The 20,872-nt window shown below is 60.8% G+C and carries 23 protein-coding genes; 10 read left to right on the top strand and 13 right to left on the bottom strand.

Annotation, left to right across the window (positions count from 1 at the left end; genetic code table 11):
- The first annotated feature begins 38 nt into the window (after positions 1-38).
- Both QEO92_RS10775 and QEO92_RS10780 read left to right on the top strand, forming a co-directional pair.
- Positions 39-755: an aspartate/glutamate racemase family protein gene (locus QEO92_RS10775; RefSeq protein WP_227702979.1), complete on the top strand. Its 717-nt coding sequence runs from the start codon at positions 39-41 to the stop codon at positions 753-755.
- A gap of 57 nt (positions 756-812) precedes the next feature.
- Positions 813-1,760: a bifunctional helix-turn-helix transcriptional regulator/GNAT family N-acetyltransferase gene (locus QEO92_RS10780; protein WP_227702980.1), complete on the top strand. Its 948-nt coding sequence runs from the start codon at positions 813-815 to the stop codon at positions 1,758-1,760.
- Positions 1,761-1,818: 58 nt separating this feature from the next.
- On the opposite strand, the gene QEO92_RS10785 is transcribed toward QEO92_RS10780, so the two are convergent.
- Positions 1,819-2,571 (bottom strand): pyridoxine 5'-phosphate synthase, encoded by a 753-nt coding sequence (locus tag QEO92_RS10785; protein WP_227705139.1) that lies wholly within the window; start codon positions 2,569-2,571, stop codon positions 1,819-1,821.
- 342 nt (positions 2,572-2,913) lie between these two features.
- On the opposite strand from QEO92_RS10785, the gene QEO92_RS10790 reads away from it, so the two are divergent.
- Positions 2,914-3,612: a MerR family transcriptional regulator gene (locus QEO92_RS10790; protein WP_227702981.1), complete on the top strand. Its 699-nt coding sequence runs from the start codon at positions 2,914-2,916 to the stop codon at positions 3,610-3,612.
- Here the strand turns inward: QEO92_RS10790 and QEO92_RS10795 are convergent, their stop codons facing one another.
- The 3 genes from QEO92_RS10795 to QEO92_RS10805 all read right to left on the bottom strand — a co-directional run bounded on the left by QEO92_RS10795 (position 3,613) and on the right by QEO92_RS10805 (position 5,692).
- Positions 3,613-4,740 carry an ATP-dependent DNA helicase gene (locus QEO92_RS10795; RefSeq protein WP_037147314.1) on the bottom strand — a complete coding sequence of 376 codons (1,128 nt, stop codon included), beginning with the start codon at positions 4,738-4,740 and terminating at the stop codon, positions 3,613-3,615. It lies immediately after the preceding gene.
- Between the two features lie 116 nt (positions 4,741-4,856).
- Positions 4,857-5,333 carry an SRPBCC family protein gene (locus QEO92_RS10800; protein WP_227702982.1) on the bottom strand — a complete coding sequence of 159 codons (477 nt, stop codon included), beginning with the start codon at positions 5,331-5,333 and terminating at the stop codon, positions 4,857-4,859.
- Positions 5,330-5,692: an ArsR/SmtB family transcription factor gene (locus QEO92_RS10805; RefSeq protein ID WP_037147320.1), complete on the bottom strand. Its 363-nt coding sequence runs from the start codon at positions 5,690-5,692 to the stop codon at positions 5,330-5,332. Before QEO92_RS10805 ends, QEO92_RS10800 begins: the two co-directional genes overlap by 4 nt.
- Positions 5,693-5,840: 148 nt before the next feature.
- Between QEO92_RS10805 and QEO92_RS10810 the strand changes: the two genes are divergently transcribed.
- From QEO92_RS10810 to QEO92_RS10820, 3 genes are read left to right on the top strand one after another with little or no spacing between them, the layout of a single operon-like run.
- Positions 5,841-6,215 (top strand): COG4315 family predicted lipoprotein, encoded by a 375-nt coding sequence (locus QEO92_RS10810; protein ID WP_037147323.1) that lies wholly within the window; start codon positions 5,841-5,843, stop codon positions 6,213-6,215.
- Positions 6,199-6,765: an RNA polymerase sigma factor gene (locus QEO92_RS10815; protein WP_037147326.1), complete on the top strand. Its 567-nt coding sequence runs from the start codon at positions 6,199-6,201 to the stop codon at positions 6,763-6,765. Before QEO92_RS10810 ends, QEO92_RS10815 begins: the two co-directional genes overlap by 17 nt.
- Positions 6,762-7,547, top strand: a complete 786-nt coding sequence (locus tag QEO92_RS10820; RefSeq protein ID WP_227702983.1) for an anti-sigma factor family protein — start codon at positions 6,762-6,764, stop codon at positions 7,545-7,547. The genes QEO92_RS10815 and QEO92_RS10820 overlap by 4 nt, the downstream gene beginning before the upstream one ends.
- 11 nt (positions 7,548-7,558) lie before the next feature.
- Here the strand turns inward: QEO92_RS10820 and QEO92_RS10825 are convergent, their stop codons facing one another.
- From QEO92_RS10825 to QEO92_RS10840, 4 genes are read right to left on the bottom strand one after another with little or no spacing between them, the layout of a single operon-like run.
- On the bottom strand, positions 7,559-7,930 hold the full coding sequence (locus QEO92_RS10825) for a nitrile hydratase accessory protein (RefSeq protein WP_227702984.1): 372 nt from the start codon (positions 7,928-7,930) through the stop codon (positions 7,559-7,561).
- Positions 7,917-8,576, bottom strand: coding sequence for a nitrile hydratase subunit beta (nthB, locus tag QEO92_RS10830; protein WP_227702985.1), 660 nt, complete (start codon positions 8,574-8,576; stop codon positions 7,917-7,919). The genes QEO92_RS10825 and nthB overlap by 14 nt, the downstream gene beginning before the upstream one ends.
- Positions 8,573-9,196: a nitrile hydratase subunit alpha gene (gene nthA, locus QEO92_RS10835; RefSeq protein WP_037147336.1), complete on the bottom strand. Its 624-nt coding sequence runs from the start codon at positions 9,194-9,196 to the stop codon at positions 8,573-8,575. Before nthA ends, nthB begins: the two co-directional genes overlap by 4 nt.
- A gap of 11 nt (positions 9,197-9,207) precedes the next feature.
- On the bottom strand, positions 9,208-9,801 hold the full coding sequence (locus QEO92_RS10840) for a LysE family translocator (RefSeq protein WP_227702986.1): 594 nt from the start codon (positions 9,799-9,801) through the stop codon (positions 9,208-9,210).
- Positions 9,802-9,973: 172 nt separating this feature from the next.
- On the opposite strand from QEO92_RS10840, the gene QEO92_RS10845 reads away from it, so the two are divergent.
- Positions 9,974-10,816: an aldo/keto reductase gene (locus tag QEO92_RS10845; protein ID WP_227702987.1), complete on the top strand. Its 843-nt coding sequence runs from the start codon at positions 9,974-9,976 to the stop codon at positions 10,814-10,816.
- Here the strand turns inward: QEO92_RS10845 and QEO92_RS10850 are convergent.
- The 3 genes from QEO92_RS10850 to QEO92_RS10860 are packed head-to-tail and all read right to left on the bottom strand — an operon-like array spanning position 10,813 to position 14,245.
- Positions 10,813-11,820, bottom strand: coding sequence for a capsular polysaccharide export protein, LipB/KpsS family (locus QEO92_RS10850; protein WP_227702988.1), 1,008 nt, complete (start codon positions 11,818-11,820; stop codon positions 10,813-10,815). The genes QEO92_RS10845 and QEO92_RS10850 overlap by 4 nt on opposite strands.
- 45 nt (positions 11,821-11,865) lie before the next feature.
- Positions 11,866-12,438 (bottom strand): acetolactate synthase small subunit, encoded by a 573-nt coding sequence (ilvN, locus tag QEO92_RS10855; RefSeq protein ID WP_037147347.1) that lies wholly within the window; start codon positions 12,436-12,438, stop codon positions 11,866-11,868.
- A 49-nt stretch (positions 12,439-12,487) separates the two neighbouring features.
- Positions 12,488-14,245: an acetolactate synthase 3 large subunit gene (locus QEO92_RS10860; RefSeq protein WP_425272378.1), complete on the bottom strand. Its 1,758-nt coding sequence runs from the start codon at positions 14,243-14,245 to the stop codon at positions 12,488-12,490.
- Between the two features lie 430 nt (positions 14,246-14,675).
- On the opposite strand from QEO92_RS10860, the gene QEO92_RS10865 reads away from it, so the two are divergent.
- Complete coding sequence (locus tag QEO92_RS10865; protein ID WP_227702990.1) at positions 14,676-16,778, top strand: ATP-binding protein; 2,103 nt, start codon at positions 14,676-14,678, stop codon at positions 16,776-16,778.
- Here QEO92_RS10865 and miaA read toward each other — a convergent pair whose 3' ends face one another.
- Positions 16,779-17,672 carry a tRNA (adenosine(37)-N6)-dimethylallyltransferase MiaA gene (gene miaA / locus QEO92_RS10870; protein ID WP_227702991.1) on the bottom strand — a complete coding sequence of 298 codons (894 nt, stop codon included), beginning with the start codon at positions 17,670-17,672 and terminating at the stop codon, positions 16,779-16,781.
- On the opposite strand from miaA, the gene serB reads away from it, so the two are divergent.
- Positions 17,673-18,563 (top strand): phosphoserine phosphatase SerB, encoded by an 891-nt coding sequence (gene serB, locus QEO92_RS10875; protein ID WP_227702992.1) that lies wholly within the window; start codon positions 17,673-17,675, stop codon positions 18,561-18,563.
- Positions 18,560-19,153, top strand: a complete 594-nt coding sequence (locus tag QEO92_RS10880) for a GNAT family N-acetyltransferase (protein WP_152601056.1) — start codon at positions 18,560-18,562, stop codon at positions 19,151-19,153. The genes serB and QEO92_RS10880 overlap by 4 nt, the downstream gene beginning before the upstream one ends.
- 2 nt (positions 19,154-19,155) lie before the next feature.
- Here QEO92_RS10880 and QEO92_RS10885 read toward each other — a convergent pair whose 3' ends face one another.
- On the bottom strand, positions 19,156-20,784 hold the full coding sequence (locus tag QEO92_RS10885) for a Do family serine endopeptidase (RefSeq protein ID WP_227702993.1): 1,629 nt from the start codon (positions 20,782-20,784) through the stop codon (positions 19,156-19,158).
- Between the last annotated feature and the right edge of the window lie 88 nt (positions 20,785-20,872).

Consider the following 20,872-nt stretch of genomic DNA (forward strand, 5'->3'; position numbering starts at 1 on the left):
GATGATCAATCTAATTTCTTCTTACTTTGGAGAAAATAATGCGGAGAATCGGCCTTATCGGTGGGATGAGTTTCGAAAGCACGGCCGTCTATTACCGGCTGATCAACGAAATGGTGCGCGACCGCCTCGGCGGCCTCGCATCCGCCGATCTTCTTCTCCATTCGGTCAATTTCGCCGACGTGGTCGAGATGCAGAAAGCCGGCCGCTGGGACCTGGCAGCCAGGCATCTCGCCAGAAGTGCCGCAAGCCTCGAAGCCGCCGGCGCCGAATGCGTGCTGATCTGCACCAACACCATGCATCTCGTCGCCTCCGAAGTCCAAGCCTCGATCGATATTCCGCTTATCCATATCATCGATGAAACCGCCAAAGCGCTGAAATCGAATGGTCTCAAGCGCCCTCTCCTGCTTGCCACCCGTTACACGATGGAGCATGGCTTTTATACCGATCGTATGGCGGCACTCGGGGTCGATGTCCTGGTGCCGGATGCGGAAGATCGCACTGCTATCCATAGCATCATCTTCAACGAACTTTGCGCCGGAACCGTATTCGACGCATCCCGCGATTGCGCGATTGCGATGATTGAAAAGGCCAAGGCGACCGGCGCCGACAGCATTATCCTCGGCTGTACCGAAATCTGCCTTCTCCTCGATCCGAAAAAACTGCCACTTCCCTGCGCCGATTCCACCGCAATCCATGCCCAGGCGGCGGTCGATTTCGCGTTGGGCAAAGGCGAGGCCAATCAGGTCGCTGCCTGATTTACTTGACTTAGTCAAATAAATATTGGACAGAGTCTCCAAAAGGAGATTCTGCCCATGATCGCGTCCGAAACCATCGAGACCATCCGCGCTTTCAACCGTTTCTACACGAACAAGATCGGCGTCCTCGCCAAGGATTACCTGGCAACGCCCTATACCCTCGTCGAGGGACGGATTCTCTATGAAATGGGCGTGAGAGAGCGTGTCTCGGCCACTGAGCTCAATCGCGATCTCGGTCTCGACCCAGCCTATCTCAGCCGCATCCTCAAGAAGTTCCGCGAAGCGGGTTTCATCGACAGCGAACCTGATCCGGCCGACAAACGCAGCCAGATCCTCACCATCACCGGGAAGGGACGGGAAATCTACGAAACGCTCGGGGAGCGTTCCCGCCGCCAGATCGCCGATGACCTCCGGAACGTGGACGAAGCGAGCCAGGCAAGGCTGGTCGGCTCGATGCAGACAATCCGGGCGATTCTCGATCCCTCCTCGGCAACTCCGTCTCAAGCAGTCATTATGCGCCCCCATCGCATCGGCGACATGGGCTGGCTGATCGAGGCGCAGGCAACTGCCTATGCCCGAGAATATGGCCTGAACGAAAAGTTCGAAGCGCTGATTGCCGAAATCGCGGGCAAATTCGTTGCCAACTTCAATCCGGAACGGGAGCGCTGCTGGATCGCCGAGCGCGACGGCCGACGGGTCGGCTCGGTCATGGTGGCGGATGGCGGCGGCGATACGGCGAAGCTCCGCCTCCTCTACCTGGATCCGGCAGCCCGGGGTCTTGGCCTCGGCAGGACATTGGTCGAGCAATGTATCAAATTCTCGACCTTAGCCGGCTATAAGAAACTGTCGCTATGGACCAATGACATTCTGACGGCGGCGATCCATATCTACAAGACCGCCGGCTTCAGGCTTGTCTCCGAGGAGAGACATGCGATGTTCGGCCCGGAATACGTGGGCCAGACCTGGGAATTGGATCTCAGAGAGGCGAAGCTTTCAGTGGCCTAGCGCAATTCCAGGGACGTGCGCTGCCGCTTTCCGTCGGGAATTGCGTAGGGAAAACCGGTCAAACCGGCTGGCCGCAGGCGCGGCGGAAGCGGTGCACGGTTTCCGCCATGCCGTATTCCAGCGCATCCGCCGTCAGGCCGTGGCCGATCGAAACCTCGGCGAGTTTCGGGATGCGCTTGATGAGCGCCGGCAGGTTGGCGACGGTGAGATCGTGACCTGCATTGACGCCAAGCCCTTCCGCCAAAGCGGCATCCGCCGTCCGGCCGAGATCATCGAGAATCTTCGCGCCACGTTCAGGATCATCGAAGCAACCGCCATAAGGCCCGGTATAAAGCTCGATACGGTCCGCGCCGGTCGCCCTGGCAAGCTTCACCGCCTCGCCGTCGCCGTCGCCATCGGCAAACAGGGATACCCTCATGCCCTTCTTCTTGAGCCGCGCCACGATCGGCTTCAGGAGTTCGCTGCTCGCCCGGAAATCGAAGCCGTGGTCGGAGGTCGCCTGGCTTGGATCGTCCGGCACCAGCGTCACCTGCTCCGGCTCCGTCTTTTCGCAAAGCGCCATAAAATCCTCACTGGGATAGCCTTCGATATTGAACTCGGCATCTGGGAATTCGTCGTCGATCAGCGCGCGGATAACCGGCAGGTCGGAGAAGCGGATATGACGCTGATCCGGACGCGGATGCACGGTCAGCCCCGCCGCTCCCGCCTGAAGCGCAATGCGCCCCAGACCCTCGACGCTCGGCCAGGGCAGGTCGCGGCGGTTGCGCAGCATGGCGATGGCATTGAGGTTCACGGAAAGCTTGGTCGGCATGGCAAAGTCCATTCTGCGAAAACTTCCCCGCTTTTAGGGCATGCCCTGCCGAAAGGCCACGGGCTTCGATAAATTGCACCTATAAAGAGTTTTCATGGACGAAAATTCACGAGGCGGCCGGGACTATCATTTTCTAAAAGTTTACGTAACCTATCTCTAACAGAATTCGCTGATCGGACCTCAGGCGGCGAAATGATGGTCGGAACGGCGAATTCTGTCATCCAATCACATCGGGTCCGCATTTTCAGTACCGAGGATTCTGCCCGCGGGGTTTGGCGTTGAAGCGCAACCCTGAGACATGGATTTGAACAAGACGCCTTTTCGCAGGATCGAGGGGACCCGATGCGGAGCGACGCCATACACACGATACATGGAGGCGGTGCGCCGCCTGCCCTTGGAACCGCCCCCGGGCACTTCAATTTCCTTCCGCAGGTCTCCCTGCCCTTCGATATGCCCGAGGGACCGGTGGCGATCGCCGAGATGGCAGATCTCTTCGGCGTCACCCATCGCACCCTGCATTTCTATGAGGAAAAGGGACTGATCACCGCAAAGCGCTTCGGCGCAATGCGCATCTATGACAGTGGGGATATACAGCGCATGGCGGTCATCAATGCCTGCCGGGAGATCGGCATGCCGGTGGCGGTGATCCAGGACCTGATGGAGGAACTGACCACCACGACATCGCAAGCCGAAGCCGACGAACTGTTCCACACTATGCTAGCGCGGCGCAAGCGCGAGCTTACCGCCGACATATCCAATATCCGTCGACAGATGCAGCAGATCGAAAGCCTGCTGAGCGGCGAGGATGAAGACGAGGTGAACGAGACTTGCCGCCCGGTCTCGCTGGCGCTCACCGATATGGAAGGAAGATGCCTGGCGCTCATGGCGGAAGGTTATTCCGCCCCGCGCATTGCCCGTGTCCTCAATCTCCAGTTCGAGGAACTGCGGCACATGGAAGACGGCATCATCCGCAAATTCGAGGCAACCAACCGCTTCCAGGCCGTCGCCAAGGCGCTGCTGCTCGGTGTCGTGCCGAATTGATCAGCGCACGATCGTCAGCGTTTCGGCTGCGCGGGTAATCGCAGTATAAAGCCAGCGCTCGCGGGTATCGCGAAAAGCAAAGCTCTCGTCGAACAGCACGACATTGTTCCACTGCGAACCTTGAGCCTTGTGCACGGTCAGCGCATAGCCGTAATCGAACTCGTCATACCGCTTGCGGGTCGACCAAGGAATTTCCCCTTCGCCATCCTCGAAAGCGGCCTTCAGGAGCTTGATCTTGGCAGCCCCCCGGTCCATGTCATCGTCTTCCGGCCGGATCATCAGGTTGATGCCGGGCTTCACCGTCTCGCGCGAAGAACTCATCACCTGCCAGAGCGATCCGTTGAGAAGTCCCTTCACCTGGTCGTTCCTGAGGCACACCAGCTTGTCGCCGGATTGCGGATACTCGGCAGTAAATCCCTTCAGCTCCCGGAGCCGCTGGTTGTAGCGCTTGCGGGTCCGGTTGGTGCCGACCAGCACCTGGTCCGCCTCCAGCACCAGCGGCTGGGTCACCTCGTTGCGGGAAATCACCTGCGCGGTGCCGTAGTCCCCATACATGATCTCCTTGCCCTCGCGCACGTCCATGGCGAGCTGGATGATCGGGTTGTCGCGGGCCTGGCGATGGATTTCGGTGAGAAGATAATCCGGCTCCTGTTCGGTGAAGAAGCCGCCGCCCGTCACCGGCGGCAGCTGGCCGGGATCGCCGAGCACGAGAATGGGCGTGCCGAAACTCATCAGATCCTTGCCAAGCGCCTCGTCGACCATCGAACATTCGTCGATGATGATCAGCGCCGCCTTGGCAACCGGGCTCTGGCGGTTGATGGAAAACATCGGGGATATGGAGGTCTTCCCGGTTTCCTCGTCTTCGACCGCCTCTTCGCCCCGCGGGCGGTAGATCAATGAATGGATGGTTTTCGCGTTCCGTGCCCCGCGCGAGCGCAGCACTTGCGCCGCCTTTCCCGTGAAGGCCGCGAAAAGCACATCGCCGTCGACATGCTCGGCGAAATATTTGGCCAGCGTCGTCTTGCCGGTGCCCGCATAACCGAACAGCCGAAAGATCTGGCTGCGTCCCTCTTTCAGCCATTGTGAAACGGCCTTGAGGGCCTCGTCCTGTTGCGGTGCAAATTGCATGCCGGGGACTTGGCAGGATTCGACGAAAAATCGCAACTAAAAAAGAACGAAAGAGGAATCAGAGGCACGGAATGACCTTGTTTTCCTCTATCTTTCGCGGACGGTCGCACGGAGGTTCACTGCGGCCGTTCAACGAGCTTCGCAAGTTGTTCGATGACGGTGCCCCAGCCATCGAAGAACCCCATCTCGTCATGCATCTTCCGGTCTTCAGGGCTCTTGTGCATCACATGCGCGAAGTATTCCGTACCGTCCGGATGATCCTTGAAGGTGATGATCGCCGTCATGAAGGGCTGTTCGGCCGGCCGCCAGCCGCCGGTCAGCGCATTGGTGAAGACGATCCGCTCCTGCTCTTCGACCGCCAGGAAACAGGCGTTCAAGTGCGGGCCGAAATTCCCGCCGTTCTCGCTCATCTCCGTCTCGAAAGCGCCGCCCGGCCGAATATCCATAGCGACCACCCGGCAGAGCGCGGGTGCCGGAATCCACCACTGCTCGAAAGTGGCCTTGTCGGTCCAGGCATTCCAGACGGAAGCGCGCGGCGCCCTGATGATCCGCGAGATGGTGAGGTCGAGATCCGGATCGAAATTCTGCGTCATCTGCCCTTCTCCCTTTCTTTGGCCCGCAGGAATTCCTCCCTCGCCAGAACAAGCTGCTCCAGCCGGTCGGTGCGGGCTTCCCAGATCGCGCGCTGCTCGGAGAGCCAGTCCTCCAGCATCGAGAACTTTGCCCTTTCCAGCGCACAGGTGCGCACCCGGCCTTTCTTATGCGTGCGGATGAGGCCGCTCTCCTCCAGGAAACGGATGTGTTTCATGAAGGAGGGCAGCGCCATGTCGAAAGGCGCCGCAAGATCGCTGATGCTTGCCGGCCCTTGGCCGAGCCGTCCGAGCACGGCCCTTCTGGTCGGATCCGCGAGCGCCTGGAAGACACTGTCCAACTGGCTTGAATGGTTTTCCATAAGGATAAGTATCATTTCAGAACACTTAGCTCAAGAGATAAGTAATGATTTTTTCGAGAATCCTTACGGCCGACGGAATAAATCCGCTTCCTTCGGTGTCTTGGCATCGGTGGCCGATGGAAGCCGCCGTTCAACCAGGGAGACACCCATGAAGACCTTCATCCTTGTGCCTTTCGCATTGGCAGCGCTGACCACTGCCGCATTCGCTGCCGGCCCGTTCAAGACCGTCAAGACCGCCAAAGGCGACGTGCTTGCCGGCGACAACGGCATGACGCTCTACACCTTTAAAAACGACAAGCCCGGCACGTCCAACTGCTATGACAAATGCGCCCAGAACTGGCCGCCGGCCATGGCTGCTTCCGATGCGAAGGCAGATGGTGCATATTCGCTCGTCACCCGCAAGGACGGGTCAAGGCAATGGGCCAGGGAAGGCATGCCGCTTTATTACTGGGTCAAGGACACCAAGGAAGGCGACACGACCGGCGATGGCGTGAACGGCGTTTGGGATGTCGCAAAACCCTGATCAATCCGGTTCCTCCTCGGCGGCGGCGCGCGAGGCACAGGCTCCTGCGCCGCTCTCGTTCGAGGCACAGATCCTCGCTCTCCTGCCACAGCTCCGGCGCTATTCACGCAGCCTGACGCGGTCGGATGCGGAGAGCGAGGATCTGCTGCAGGATTGCGTCGAAAAAGCGCTTATCAACCGGGCGCAATGGCGTGGCGCGAATTTCAAATCCTGGGCCTACAGGATCATGACCCATCTTCATCTGAACGCGCGCCGCTCGGCCGCGCGGCGGCCCGTAGTCGGCATCGAAGATGCGGAGACCGTCGCAGCAAGTTCAGGCTCAGATGATCCGCTGGAGAGGAACCGCCTTATCCAGGCGCTTGAAACGCTGCCGAAGGAGGCGCGCACCGTCCTGATGCTGGTGGTCGTGGAGGGGTATGCCTACCAGGAAGTCGCCGACATGCTGGAGATACCGATCGGCACGGTCATGTCGCGCCTGTCGCGGGCCCGCCAGAACCTGCGTGAGAAAATGCGGGAGGAGAACGTCATTCAATTGCGGAGACCGAAATGACCGAGGCCCGATCCGTATCCGAAGCGGACCTGCACGCCTATGCCGACGGCTTCCTCGATGAGGCCGGCCGCGCCCGCGTGGAGCGTTTTCTGGCTGAGAACCCGGAGGCGGCGGAAATGGTCGCCGACTGGCAGACACAGAACGAGGAACTGCGCTCCGCTTTCGCGCCTCACGAAAAATCGAAGCCCACGGATATCCGGCTTCTGTCGATGGGGTTTGCCCGCCCGCCGGCGCAACCCCGGCGTCGATTTGCCTTGGCCGCCGCCGCGGTGGTCATTTTCGCCCTCGGCGCCGCTGGCGGCTACATCGGTCCCCGCCTGTTCGGCCACCCCGAAATCCGGCTTGCCTATACGGAAATCCTGCCGCGCGAGGCCCGCAACGCCTTCCTCGTCTATGCGAGCGAGGTGCGCCATCCCGTCGAGGTCTTTGCGGACGAGGAGGCGCATCTCGCCACCTGGCTCGGCAAGCGGCTCTCGATCGCCAACCTCAAGGTCCCGAACCTGCAATCCCTGGGCTTCAAGCTGGTCGGCGGCAGGCTTCTGCCGGTCGGCGGCAAGCCGGGCGCCCTGTTCATGTACGAAGACAACACCGGCCAGCGCGTGACGGTTCTGGTCGGCCGCAACAGGGAAAACCGGACGACGAGCTTCCGTTTTGCCTCCGCCAGCGATGTCGAGACCTTCTACTGGATCGATGGCGAACTCGGCTACGCGGTCACCGGCGAGATTTCCCGCGACCTGCTCCAGAAGATCGCCGAAGAATGTTACAGGCAGTTTCCGTCATGAGAGGAAGAACCTTACCGCAGCGGATCATTCTCCAGGACGATCCGCTTGCCATGCGGCGTTGCCTCCGCCGCCCTCTGCCAGCTCTGCTGCAATGCGAGGATCGTATCGGCGTCTGCGACGCCCTTCGCAACCAGCAGGCCCGAAAGCGCCGCCACCCAGCAGTCGAAATAATCGCTGCCGTCCTCGGCGCGACCTGGCTTGCGCACTTCGACGGAAAGCGCCTTAGCCCATTCGTTCCAGGTAAAGACACCTTTCTCGTGCAGATGCACGGTCAAGGCGAACGCCTCTGCCGCCCAGGGCTCCGGAAACACCGGATCACCTTCCGGTGACTTCGGAAGGCCAGGGGACCGCGTGAGCGCTGACGGAACGTCACACGCGCTCAAGATAGCTCTCCCATGCATCGATTGAGACGGTCAGCGTCGGATCGGCACCCTCGCCCCAGATCTCGCCGCCGTCGAAGACGACCGTATAGACCCATTGCGGGTTTTCGCCCCTTCCATGCGCGTTGTCGTCGGGAAAGACGTAGGAGCCCTGCACGGCCTCCACGACACCGGTCTTGGAACGGGCATAGCGCGGCAGCCGCGTATGGGTGGTGGGGTTGAAATTCTTTGTCCGCACTCTGTCGCCCGGCTGGAAAAGCGGCTCCGTATCCACCGGCCGGTCGCAGGGACCGCCCCGCGCGAGCACGCCCGGAACCATATCCGCGGTCAGGATACGCTTCGGTGTGGCCGGCACCGTCTGCTTGTGACCGGAATCGATCTCGGCTCTTGTTGCAAATCCATGCCGTTCCAGCAGTACTTCCAGCGCCCGGGTCCAGATTTCGTAGTAGCTGGCGGCCAGATAGTCCGCCGGCGGAATGCTTTCGCGCGCATGCCGGCTTTCATCGATAGACCAGGCGCCGAAGGCTCCGCAGGACAGCGTGATGCCGAGAGCCCGCTTCTCCCACTCCGCGTGGAAATAGGGCTCGTCCTTTTCCGGCGCGACCGGCCCGAACCCCATCTGTCCGCCGAGATCATGAGGCCCGTTCATGGCTGCGTTCCCGCAATCGCAGTACCGATCATCGCGTCGCGGCTGACGAGTTTGGCAAGCGCCTCCTCGCTCATGCCGTCGGTACCTTCCGGCCGCTCGGGAATGACGAGATAGCGCAGCTCCGCGGTCGAATCCCATACCCGGATTTTCCTGGTCTCAGGCAATGTCAGGCCGAACTCCGCAAGCACGCCGCGCGGATCGATGACGGCGCGGGAGCGATAGGCCGGCGCCTTGTACCAGACCGGCGGCAAACCGAGCACCGACCATGGATAGCAGGAGCAGAGCGTGCAGACGACGAGATTATGGGTGTCCGGCGTGTTGAAGACGGCACGCATGTGCTCACCCTGCCGGCCGGCATATCCCAGGCTTGCGATCGCCGCCGTCGCATCCCGCTTGAGCCACTCCGCAAATTCCGGATCACTCCAGGCCTTGGCCACCACGTGGGCGCCGTTGCGCGGCCCGATCTTCGTCTCGTAAGTCTCAACGATCGCATCGATCGCGCCTGGATCGATCAGTCCCTTTTCCGTCAGCACCGTTTCAAGCGCCCTCACCCGCGCCTGCATGTCGCTGTAGCGGTTGTCATGGTGATGCTGGTGATCGTGGTGATGATCTTCCGACATGTCACTCTCCTTTACTTCAGCATCGGCCAGAGGCTCATGACAAGCAGGACGGCCATGGTGATGTTGAACCATTTGAGCCGGGCGGGCACGGACAGCCATTCACGGAGTGCCGAACCAAAGCCGGCCCAGGTGGAAACGCTCGGTACGTTGACCGCCGCAAAAGCCAGGCCGACAAGCAGCACGGTCGGCAGGTAGTAGTCGGGATTGGTGTAGGTCGCCATGGCCGTCACCGCCATGACCCACGCCTTCGGATTGACCCATTGGAACATCGCCGCCCCGAAAAAGGTCATCGGCTGTGCGCCGGTCTTGCCGTCGGAAAGGCTGCGGGACGTACCGATCTTCCAGGCGATCCAGACAAGATAGGCGCCGCCGGCAAATTTCAGGATCGTATAGACCACCGGAACCGTTTGCAGCAGCGCACCGAGCCCGAGGCCGATCGCGAGCAGCAGCGAGAAGAAGCCGGCACCGATACCAAGCATATGCGGGATGGTACGGGTAAAACCGAAATTCACGCCCGATGCGAAGAGCATCATATTGTTCGGTCCCGGCGTGATCGAGGTCGTGAAGGCAAACAGGACGAGAGCCAGAAATGTTTCCAGCGGCATGTGATCTCCCAAGATGCCAAATGGCCCCGTTACATTAGCCGCCTCGTGTCGCGGGAGGCTTATCCTCTGGTGATAGGATCGTTGTGGACGATCTTCAAGCAGAACTTGGAACCTTCGACAAAAGCCATATGTCTAAATCGCACCCTTCCCAATGCGACGATCGAGGTCAAACATGCCCGATATCCCGACAGCTACCTTGCCCTCGGGCACTTCCGTGCCGGCGCTCGGCCTCGGCACCTGGAACATGGGCGAGGACAGCCGCAAGGCGAACATTGAGATCGACAGCCTGAAGCGCGGTCTCGATCTTGGCATGACCTTGATCGACACTGCGGAAATGTATGCCGAGGGCGGCGCTGAAAGAATCGTCGCCGAAGCGATCATAGGCCGCCGCGACGAGACCTTCCTGGTCAGCAAGGTCTATCCCTGGAATGCCAGCCGCAAGGGCGTGATTGATGCCTGCGAAAGAAGCTTGGCTCGGCTGGGGACCGATCGGCTAGACCTCTATCTCCTGCATTGGCGCGGCGAGTATCCGCTTGCCGAAACCGTCGCCGGTTTCGAGGAATTGCGTCGGGCCGGCAAGATTGCAGCCTGGGGCGTATCCAATTTCGACCTCTCCGACATGGAGGAACTGATGGCAGTGCCGGAAGGAAGAAATTGCGCCGCCAACCAGGTGCTCTACAATCTTTCCCGCCGCGGCATCGAATATGACCTCCTGCCCTGGTGCCAGGAGCGCGGCATCCCGGTCATGGCCTATTCGCCGATCGAACAGGGCCGGCTTGCCCGCAGCGTTGAACTTATCCATATCGCCAAAGCCTATCAGGCGACGCCGGCGCAGGTAGCACTTGCTTTTCTATTGGAGCGGGATGGCGTCATCGCCATTCCGAAATCCGCCAATCCGGAACGCGTCGCGCAAAACGCCGAGGCAGCGGAACTGGAAATCAGCGAAGAGGATTGGGCCGCACTCGACGCCGCCTTCCCGCCACCGGAACGCAAACGCCCGCTTGAGATGATCTAGTCGATTTCGAGTTTTCTACGCTCGGCAACGAGCGTCTCGATCGCACCGAAGACATCGATTTCCTGCCAGGTGACCGTGTCACGGTAGGAAGGATAGAGGCTGAATGTCGCCGCCACGAGGTGATCGACGCTCGGCCGCGCCAGCCTTCTGTGCAAAGCCTCGCTCGACATCTCGCCCAGCCGGTCCTCGGTCAGTCCCCAGCCCGAATAGAAAGGTGCTCCATAACAACGCACGGGGATGCCGCGCAGCATTGCATCGAGACCGAATTGGCTCGACACTGTCCAGATCTCGTCGACGACGTCCAAAATCGAGGCGACGGAAACCGCATCGTCCATCAGGATGACACCGGGTGTCCGTGCCGCCTTTTCGGTGAGGTAACCTTTGCGGAAACCGGCCATCACATCCGGATGTGTGCGCACCACGCATTGCGCGCCGATGGCGACAGCGTCCCCGAGCATGCGCGCGAAACTTTCAGGCGAGCCGCCCGACATTGGTACGGAAACATCACCCAGCACCTGGTCGACAAGAAGAACCCGCCGCCGTGTTGTGCGGTCGAGCTTCGGTTCGCGATGCGGCAGGTTGTTGTATTTCGAGAGTTTTTCACAGACGAGCATCTCTCGGATATTCGCCCCAAGCCCTGCAATGTCCCCATCCACGGAACTCGCGATCAGCCTCTCCAGCCTGGAAGCCTTCGAAGCATCGACCGGCATGCCGAGATCATCGACAATGACGGAAATCGGCAGGGTGTTCTCCTTGCCGAGACCGACCGAACGCAGGTAACCATCCTCAAGATACCAATAAGGCAGCCGGCGAAACCATGCGATCCTGCGGGCTAGCCTGGCAGTAGAACGCCCGCCCCAGAAAACGATCCCCTTAACCCCCGGCGCGAATGCCGACTTCAGTTCGCGAATCCCGAAATAGTGCTTCAACCAGGGTGCCGATCGCGTCACGTAGTGGGTGGCGCCAAGGCGCATGCCGGCGGGTGGATACCAATCCTTCGTCAACCTTGTCCTCACCTCGCCAACCGATGCGCCGTTCCCCGCGTGCCCTCACATTCCCTGCGGGCCGCGGTTCATGGCTGCAATCCCCGTGCGGCAGACCTCCATCAGCCCGAGCGGTTTCATGATCGCCACGAACTGGTCGATCTTGGAGGATTTTCCCGTGATTTCGAAGATGAAATGTTCGACCGTCGCATCGACCACCTTGGCCTGGAAGGCTTCCGCAAGCCGCAGCGTCTCGGCGCGGCGCTCCCCGTGGCCCACCACTTTTACCAGCGCCACTTCGCGCTCGATCGGGCGCTCCTGCCCGAGTTCGCGCGCCCGCACCGTAAGATCCAGGACCCGGTGGACCGGCACGATGCGCTCAAGCTGCGCCTTGATCTGCTCGAGCACGCTCGGCGTTCCATTGGTGACGATGGTGATGCGTGAAAGATGTGCCTCGTGCTCTGTCTCCGAAACCGTGAGACTTTCGATATTGTAGCCCCGGCCCGAAAAAAGGCCGATCACGCGGGCGAGCACCCCCGGTTCGTTGCTGACGAGAACCGAGAGCGTATGACTTTCGGCTTTCGCCGTCTCCGGTGCGATGAAGTAGGCTGAGCCGGTCGGTTGCTGATGCGCATTCATGGTCTTGGGTCCGTTTCCTCAGAATTCTGTTGAAGCATACCAACTCGTTTTATACGAGCTGGCGCCCCTTGGCGTCGATCGCATTGGCCACCGCTTCGTCGGTCGCCTCGTCCGGCAGCAGCATCTCGTTATGCGCCTTGCCTGACGGGATCATCGGGAAGCAGTTGGCGAGATTGGCGACGCGGCAATCGAAGATCACCGGCTTCTTGACGGCAATCATCTCTTCGATCTTCTGGTCGAGCTCCTTCGGATCGTCGCAATACATGCCGACGGCCCCATAGGCTTCCGCGAGTTTGACGAAGTCCGGCATCGCTTCCGTATAGGAGTTGGACAGGCGGTTGCCGTGCAGGAGCTGCTGCCACTGACGAACCATGCCCATGTACTGGTTGTTCAGGATGAATATCTTGACCGGCAGATTGTACTGGATTGCCGTCGACATTTCCTGGATGCACATCTGGATCGAGGCATCACCGGCAACATCAATGACGAGCGCGCCTGGATGCGCGACCTGAACGCCGATCGCCGCCGGAAAGCCGTAACCCATCGTACCGAGACCACCAGACGTCATCCAGCGGTTCGGCTCTTCGAACTCGATGAACTGCGCCGCCCACATCTGGTGCTGGCCGACTTCCGTGGTGATGTAGGTGTCGCGGCCCTTGGTCAGCTCATAGAGGCGTTGCAACGCATATTGCGGCATGATGATGTCGCTGGAATGCTTGTAGGAAAAGCTCTTGCGGGCACGCCAGCGGTTTATCTGCGCCCACCAGTCTTCCGTCTGTCCCTTGGCCGGCTTGTGCGGCAGCGCCCGCCACAGGCGGACCATGTCTTCCAGAACGCTCCCGACGTCGCCGAGGATCGGCACATCGACATGGACGTTCTTGTTGATCGACGAGGGATCGATATCGATATGGATTTTTCGCGAGTTCGGCGAGAACGCGTTGATACGGCCGGTGATGCGGTCGTCGAAACGCGCGCCGATACAGACCATCACGTCGCAGTCATGCATGGCCATGTTGGATTCATAGGAACCGTGCATGCCCAGCATGCCGAGCCAGTTCTTGCCCGAGGCCGGATAGGCCCCCAACCCCATCAGCGTCGAGGTGATCGGGAAACCGGTGAGCTGAACCAGTTCGCGCAACAGCCGCGAAGCTTCCGGACCGGAATTGACGACGCCGCCGCCGGTATAGAAGATCGGCCGGCGGGCAGACGCCATCAATTCGACGGCAGCCTGAATGGCCTTGATATCCCCTTCCTTCTTCGGCTGGTAGCTGATATTCGCCGCAATCTCTGGCTTCGGCGTATAGGTGCCGGTGGCGAACTGGACATCCTTCGGAATATCGACGACGACAGGACCTGGGCGACCGGTCTGGGCGATGCGGAAGGCTTCATGGATGACGCCGGCGAGTTCGTTGACATCCTTCACCAGCCAGTTGTGCTTGGTGCAAGGCCGGGTAATCCCCACGGTATCGCATTCCTGGAAGGCGTCGGAACCGATCAGCGTCGTCGGAACCTGGCCGGACAGGCAAACCAGCGGAATGCTGTCCATCAGCGCGTCCTGCAAGGGGGTGACCGCATTCGTCGCGCCGGGACCGGATGTGACCAGCATGACGCCGACTTTGCCGGTGGAGCGGGCATAGCCTTCAGCCGCATGGCCGGCACCCTGCTCGTGGCGGACGAGAATATGCTGGATCTCGTCCTGCTGGAAAATCTCGTCATAGATCGGCAGGACGGCGCCGCCCGGATATCCGAAGATATGTTCGACGCCATTGTCCTTCAGCGCTCTCAGAACAATCTCCGCGCCAGTCATCTGGTTATCTGGCATCTGGTTATTGCTATCCGTCATTGTCTTCTTCCATTTCGCTGCTGGATTTTTACCGGCGGCTCCTCCGAGCCGGATTGAAGGCATAAAAAAAGGCCCCTTTTGAGGAGCCTGTCTACCGCGCATGGGTGGCTGTCGCCGGATGGTTACACCATCCTGCCCATGCGCGTTCCCACCACAATAAGAGCGATCGAGATTTTCATGGCGCGAAGTGTTAGCCAGATAAATGCCGTTCGTCAACGCCACCTTGCACCAAAAAAAGCCATTCGGCTGATTTTGCTGCGCCGTTTTCGTCTCCCGGAAGACACACCTACACGAGTTGTTAAGTCGCGGGGCTTATGCTGCGATGTTTGAAGGACAGCGCCCCGACGGATGAGCCTATGACCCGATCCGCCACCCCAATGACAGGGGGTCGATTTTGCTGAACAACGATCTCCACCGTTCCGCATCCGCGGGAGAGCAGGATCGCCGCGATCTCCAGAAACCCGGCAACCGTATGCTGGGCCGTGTCGTGGCCTGCAACGGTTCCAATGCAACCATTTCCGCTGTCGCCCAAAACGGTGAGACCGACCTCACGGAACTCTGGTCCGTCGGCCGGCTGATCTCGATCAGCGTCGGCGAAAACCGCGTCGTGGCGCTCGCCTATGCGATGGGGACCAGCGATGAAAGCTGGCGCGACGGCGAGGACACCGGCTTTCATATCGAGGTCGAGCTGCTCGGCGAAGTCCGCAAAGGGGGAGATGGCCGCGAGGAGTTTTCCCGTGGCATCTCTCGCTATCCTTATCTCGGCGCCGTAGCGCATCGCATCCGCGCCGCCGATCTCCTGCGCATCTACGATACGGGCAAGAGCGACACCTGCGTCATCGGCAAACTGACGCAGGACGAAAGCATCGATGCGACGATCCATATTCCCTCGATGCTCTCGAAGCATTTCGCGGTCGTCGGCTCAACAGGGGTCGGCAAATCCACCGCCGTGTCTTTGCTCCTCAACAAGGCGATCGAGGCCGATCCGAAGCTGCGCGTGCTGATTCTCGATCCGCACAACGAGTTCGCAGCCGCTTTTCCGGAACGCGCGGTCGTCATCGATACCGACACGCTCGACCTGCCCTTCTGGCTGATGCGGCTGGAAGAATTTGCCGAAGTGGTTTTCCGGGGCAGGCCCGGGGTGCCGGAGGAGCTCGATATCCTGCGCGACCTGATACCGGAGGCGAAGCGCGCCTTCCGCGGCAGCGATTCCCCGCTCATGCGCCGCACGACCGAAAAGAGCTCGATCACGGCCGACACTCCCGTGCCCTACCGTATGGCGGACCTTCTCGCGCTGATCGATGAACGTATCGGTCGTCTGGAAGGGCGCGGTGAAAAACCCTTCCTGCGGTCATTGAAGATGCGCATCATGTCGGCGATCAACGACCCGCGCTATCATTTCATGTTCTCCAACAACACGATCAACGACACGATCATGGAGACGATCGCACATATTTTCCGCATTCCGGGCGGAGACAGGCCGATCTCCACCTTCCAGCTCGCCGGCATCCCCTCGGAAGTCGTCAACTCGGTCGCCTCGATCCTCTGCCGCATGGCATTTGAACTGGCGCTCTGGAGCAATGGCGCGATCCATATGCTTGTCGTCTGCGAAGAGGCGCATCGCTACGTGCCGGCTGACCGCGATCTTGGTTTTTTCCCGACTCGCCAGGCGATCTCGCGCATTGCCAAGGAAGGTCGCAAGTATGGTGTTTCGCTCGGCGTCATCACCCAGCGGCCAGGCGAACTTGATCAGACGATCCTGTCGCAATGCTCGACCCTGTTCGCTATGCGGCTTTCCAACGACCGCGACCAGGAGATCATCAAGTCGGCCATCCCGAACTCCTCGATCTCGACGACCAGCTTCCTCTCCTCGATCGGCAATGGCGAGGCGATCGCCTTTGGTGAAGCGATTACGGTGCCTATGCGCATGAAATTCGCCAGGGTTGAGGAAAAATACCTGCCAAAGGCCAATGGCATCGCCGACAAGGGGTCGGAAAACACGCCGGACACGATCGATCTGCGCACGGTCGTGGCGCGCATGCGGGCCGCCAGCGGGCCGGATATTTCCGCCTTCCAGCAGAGTTATGCCGCAGCCAATCTCGCTTTTGCGGACGACATACCTGCCGACAACGCAGACGTGGATGACGAATTCCCACCGGCAACCGACGCAGAACTCGAACGATGGAACCAGGAAATCCGTGCCAATGGACACGTGGTGATCAATCGTCCGCCCGCGATCGGCGATCCGCAGCCTGAACCTTACCATCCGGATATGCTGCCCCGTCCGCCTGTTTCCGAGCCTCCCGCACCCCTTCGACCGGACCGCTTCGCGGACCTGCGCCGAGAACGCTCGACCGACGGTTCACAGCCGGTTTTTCAGCGCCCTCCTGCACAACAGGAAGGTGCCCCGCGCCCCAATCCGCTGCTCCGCCGCGAAGGCTCGCTGCGCGAAAGCCTGCTGAAGAAGCCGCTCAGCAGCCTCTACGACAAGGATTGATCAGCCGATCCGCTCCCAGCTTTCGTCCATCTGGTTGCGGAACCAGGTCATCTGCCGCTTGGCATATTGCCGCGTCAGCGCCGAGGCGCGCTCGACCACCTCCTCGCGGCTCATGCGTCCTTCCAGCATCCCGGCAATCTCCCGAACGCCGATCGCCTTCATGATCGGCAGATCGGGCGCCGGATGGAGCGCCAAAAGCGCCCTCACCTCGTCCACCGCTCCGCCCTCCAGCATTTTTTCGAAACGCCGATTGATGCGCTCATGAAGAATTTTCCGGTCGGGCAGCACGACAAGCTTTTTCGCGCGGGCGGGATCGATCACCGTCGCCCCCTGCCGACCCTGGAAGTCGGCGATAGAGCGGCCGGTTTCCTCCAGCACTTCGAGCGCCCGGACGATCCGCTGACCGTCCTTCGGCTCGAGACTTTCGGCCACCACTGCATCCCGCCTTGAAAGCTCCGCATGCAGCGCTTCCGGCCCTTCCTCCTTCAGCCGCAGTCTCACCCTGCAGCGGACATCCTGGGAAATCTCGGGCATGTCGGACAAGCCGCCCGTCAATGCCTTGAAATAAAGCCCCGTTCCTCCGACGAAGACCGGCAACCGGCCTTCCGCGCGAAGCTTCGGCAAGAAGTCCTGGACGTCGCGCAGCCATTCGCCGGTCGAATAGGCGCACGTCGCCGGCACATGCCCGTAGAGGAGATGCTGCAAGCCTTCCATTTCCGCTTCGGAAGGCCGCGCCGTCAAAACCCTGAGCGTGTCGTAGACCTGCATGCTGTCTGCATTGATGACCACACCGCCTGCCTCCCGTGCCAGATGCAGTGCAAGAGCCGACTTGCCGCTCGCCGTCGGTCCGGTTATCAGGATCGCGTCCATTTCATCATCAAGGTCGGTCGTCATATGGCTTTCGTTGCCACGCTCATTGCCCATCCGTCAAATCCTGTTCTCAATGCAAGGGTCGGAGAACAGGCGGCCGACGCCGTGAAGGCCTCCGGCCTCTATTGGCTGGCGGACGGCATCGCCTGCGATATCGTGCTTCGCGACGATACGGACATTCAGGCGGCCGAGGCCAATCTCCGCGCCGTCGTCGCGGCTGCGCCGATCGACGTTGTCGTGCAGAATGCTGAAACCCGGCGGAAGAAATTCCTGATCGCCGATATGGATTCCACCATGATCGGCCAGGAATGCATCGACGAGCTCGCCGATGTCGTGGGGCTGAAGGACAAGGTGGCGGCGATCACGGCGCGGGCGATGAACGGCGAGATCGCCTTCGAGCCGGCCCTCAGAGAGCGCGTGGCACTCCTGAAAGGCTTGCCGATTACGGTCGTCGACGACGTGATCGCCAAGCGCATCACGCTAACCTCCGGCGGACCGGCACTGATCGCCACCATGAAGGCGAGAGGTTTTTATGCCGCCCTTGTCTCCGGCGGCTTTACGGTCTTCACGAACCGGATCGCCAAGACGCTCGGTTTCGACGAAAACCAGGCGAACATCCTGATCGAAAAGGACGGCATCCTCACCGGCGAAGTGGTCGAACCCATTCTCGGCAAACAGGCCAAGGTGGATGCGCTTCTGTCCATTACCGAAAAGCTCGGCATCTCCCCCGAGGATGCAATCGCTGTCGGCGACGGCGCCAATGATCTCGGCATGCTCGGCATAGCCGGCTCGGGCGTTGCACTGCATGCCAAGCCGACCGTCGCCGCCCAGGCAAAGATGCGTATTGACTATGGTGACCTCACTGCCCTTCTCTATGTTCAAGGCTATCGCAAGGCGGATTTCGTGACCCCGTGAAAGAACCAAAGATCATTCTCGAAACCGAACGCCTGCGGCTCCGCAGCTGGCTTGACAGTGACCGCGACCTGTTTCGTGAGATCAATGCCGATCCGAAGGTGATGGAATTCTTCCCGTTCCGGCGCTCCCATGAGGAAGCAGATGCTTTCCTGACGCGGCTCAACGACACGATCACCGAGACCGGGCTCGGCTTCTACGCCTTGGAACTCAAGGAAACGCGGGAGCCCATGGGCTTCTGCGGCCTCTCGCTTGCCAATATGCCGGAAATCTTCCCGGCCGAAACGGTGGAGATCGGCTGGCGGCTTGCCACCCGTTTCTGGGGCCATGGCTACGTCACGGAGGCCGCCCGCGCCCTCCTCGATTTCGCTTTCGACAAGAAGCACCTCGACGCCATCGTCTCTTTCGCCGTGACGGACAATCATCGTTCGACGGCCGTCATGAAACGGCTCGGGCTTCACCGGGTTGCGAGCCTCGATTTCGACCACCCGCGCGTACCCGATACGCATCCGCATCTGAAGCCTCACGTCGTCTATGCCGTGACGCGGGACGAATGGCTGCTCCAGAGGCAGAAAGCCGGCCAGCCCCGCTAGTCTTACTCCAGCGGCAGCGCCACGAAGCGAAGGTTGCCGGCGGGATCCGAAATCATCACATGCGCGTTGCGGCGGCCTTCTGCCTTCAGCATCTTGATCCGCGTGGCCACGTCATCCGGGCTTTCGACGAAATCCTGCGCCACTTCGACGACCACCTCGCCGGCCTTCAACCCCTTCTGGGCGGCAGGCGAATTCGGTTCGACGGCCGTGATCACCACGCCCTCGACGCTCTCGGCGATGCTGAAGCTCTTGCGGCGCTCTTCATCGAGCACGGCGAGCGTCATGCCGAAGGTCACGGCAGGCCCCTGGTCCGCCTCACCCTTCTGGTCGTCCGGCGCCCCGTTGTCCGGCGACATGTCTTGGCCCTGGCCTTCCGGCGGAGATGGCTGTTCAGTGTCGTCCTCTGCCTCGGCGCTGTCTTCGAGCCGGCCGAGCGGCACCTTCACTGTCTGCTCCTTGCCATCACGCAGGATCACGACATCGACATCCTTGCCGACCGGGCTTTCCGCCACGATGCGCGGCAGGTCGCGCATCTCGTTGACCGGCTGACCGTCGAAGGTCAGGATCACATCGCCGGCCTTGATTTCGCCGTTCTTGATCGGACCATCGCTGACGACGCCGGAAACCAGCGCACCGCGCGCACGATCGAGGCCGAGGCTTGATGCCACGTCATCGGTCACCGGCTGGATGCGAACACCGAGCCATCCGCGCCGCGTCTCGCCGAATTCGATGAGCTGATGCACAATGTTTTCGGCAAGTTCCGTCGGTACCGCAAACCCGATGCCGATCGAGCCGCCGGAGGGAGAGATGATCGCCGTGTTGATGCCGATGACCTCGCCGCGCATGTTGAACAGGGGGCCACCGGAATTGCCCTTGTTGATCGCTGCGTCCGTCTGGATGAAGTTGTCATAGGGACCGGCATTGATATTGCGGCCTCGCGCCGAGATGATGCCGAGCGTCACCGACCCGCCAAGGCCGAACGGGTTGCCGATCGCCATCACCCAATCACCGATGCGCATCCTTCGGGAATCGCCGAAACGGACTGCTTTCAACGGCGTCTTCGGCTCAACCTTGAGCACCGAAAGGTCGGTCTTCGTATCGGTGCCGACCAACCTGGCCTTGAGCTTGGAGCCGTTCGGAAAAATCACCTCGATGTCGTCGGCGCCTTCGATCACGTGGTTGTTGGTCACCACGAAGCCGGCCGGATCGATCACAAAGCCGGAACCAAGCGAAGAGACCTTCTGATTGCCGTTCTGATTGTCGGGGCTGTCGAAAAAATCCTCGAAGAATTCCTGGAAGGGTGATCCTTCCTGGATCTGCGGCTGTGGGCCGGCACCTCCATCCTTGACGCTCTGGGAGGTGGAAATGTTCACCACCGCATCAAGCAGGCCTTCGGCGAGATCGGCGATCGAGGCCGGGCCTGCGGCAGCCGGACCGGGCGGCGGCGGCGGATTGATGGTCGGAGATGGTGTCGGCGGCGCCGGCAACATGGACCCCGGCGGATTGCCATTCTGCCCGGGAGACGGGGGCGCCGGTGTCTGGGCGATCGCCTGCAAGGGTCCCGCCAATACGGCAAAAGCCGCCGTCAGCATGACGGTGTGCTTGAAGGACGATCGAACCGAATGGGCCATATGGCATCCTCGCTATTGGAATTTCCGCATCCCGAGAAGCGGCGCTCACCCGGGCGGGCCTATTGGAGCCTTTGAATCGGGCGGAGTT

It is taken from the genome of Neorhizobium petrolearium (genome assembly GCF_029854435.1).
In the GTDB taxonomy this organism is placed as follows: Bacteria; Pseudomonadota; Alphaproteobacteria; order Rhizobiales; family Rhizobiaceae; genus Neorhizobium; species Neorhizobium petrolearium.

Bases quoted from the DNA above. Each gene is read 5' to 3' on its own strand.
- serB (WP_227702992.1), top strand. From the start codon at position 17,673: ATGGCTTTCGTTGCCACGCTCATTGCCCATCCGTCAAATCCTGTTCTC.
- ilvN (WP_037147347.1), bottom strand. From the start codon at position 12,438: ATGAATGCGCATCAGCAACCGACCGGCTCAGCCTACTTCATCGCACCG.
- QEO92_RS10780 (WP_227702980.1), top strand. From the start codon at position 813: ATGATCGCGTCCGAAACCATCGAGACCATCCGCGCTTTCAACCGTTTC.
- QEO92_RS10820 (WP_227702983.1), top strand. From the start codon at position 6,762: ATGACCGAGGCCCGATCCGTATCCGAAGCGGACCTGCACGCCTATGCC.
- QEO92_RS10800 (WP_227702982.1), bottom strand. From the start codon at position 5,333: ATGACGCAGAATTTCGATCCGGATCTCGACCTCACCATCTCGCGGATC.
- miaA (WP_227702991.1), bottom strand. From the start codon at position 17,672: ATGACGACCGACCTTGATGATGAAATGGACGCGATCCTGATAACCGGA.
- QEO92_RS10775 (WP_227702979.1), top strand. From the start codon at position 39: ATGCGGAGAATCGGCCTTATCGGTGGGATGAGTTTCGAAAGCACGGCC.
- QEO92_RS10885 (WP_227702993.1), bottom strand. From the start codon at position 20,784: ATGGCCCATTCGGTTCGATCGTCCTTCAAGCACACCGTCATGCTGACG.
- nthA (WP_037147336.1), bottom strand. From the start codon at position 9,196: ATGTCGGAAGATCATCACCACGATCACCAGCATCACCATGACAACCGC.
- QEO92_RS10790 (WP_227702981.1), top strand. From the start codon at position 2,914: ATGCGGAGCGACGCCATACACACGATACATGGAGGCGGTGCGCCGCCT.
- QEO92_RS10810 (WP_037147323.1), top strand. From the start codon at position 5,841: ATGAAGACCTTCATCCTTGTGCCTTTCGCATTGGCAGCGCTGACCACT.
- QEO92_RS10845 (WP_227702987.1), top strand. From the start codon at position 9,974: ATGCCCGATATCCCGACAGCTACCTTGCCCTCGGGCACTTCCGTGCCG.
- QEO92_RS10815 (WP_037147326.1), top strand. From the start codon at position 6,199: ATGTCGCAAAACCCTGATCAATCCGGTTCCTCCTCGGCGGCGGCGCGC.
- QEO92_RS10795 (WP_037147314.1), bottom strand. From the start codon at position 4,740: ATGCAATTTGCACCGCAACAGGACGAGGCCCTCAAGGCCGTTTCACAA.
- QEO92_RS10805 (WP_037147320.1), bottom strand. From the start codon at position 5,692: ATGGAAAACCATTCAAGCCAGTTGGACAGTGTCTTCCAGGCGCTCGCG.
- nthB (WP_227702985.1), bottom strand. From the start codon at position 8,576: ATGAACGGGCCTCATGATCTCGGCGGACAGATGGGGTTCGGGCCGGTC.
- QEO92_RS10785 (WP_227705139.1), bottom strand. From the start codon at position 2,571: ATGCCGACCAAGCTTTCCGTGAACCTCAATGCCATCGCCATGCTGCGC.
- QEO92_RS10840 (WP_227702986.1), bottom strand. From the start codon at position 9,801: ATGCCGCTGGAAACATTTCTGGCTCTCGTCCTGTTTGCCTTCACGACC.
- QEO92_RS10860 (WP_425272378.1), bottom strand. From the start codon at position 14,245: ATGACTGGCGCGGAGATTGTTCTGAGAGCGCTGAAGGACAATGGCGTC.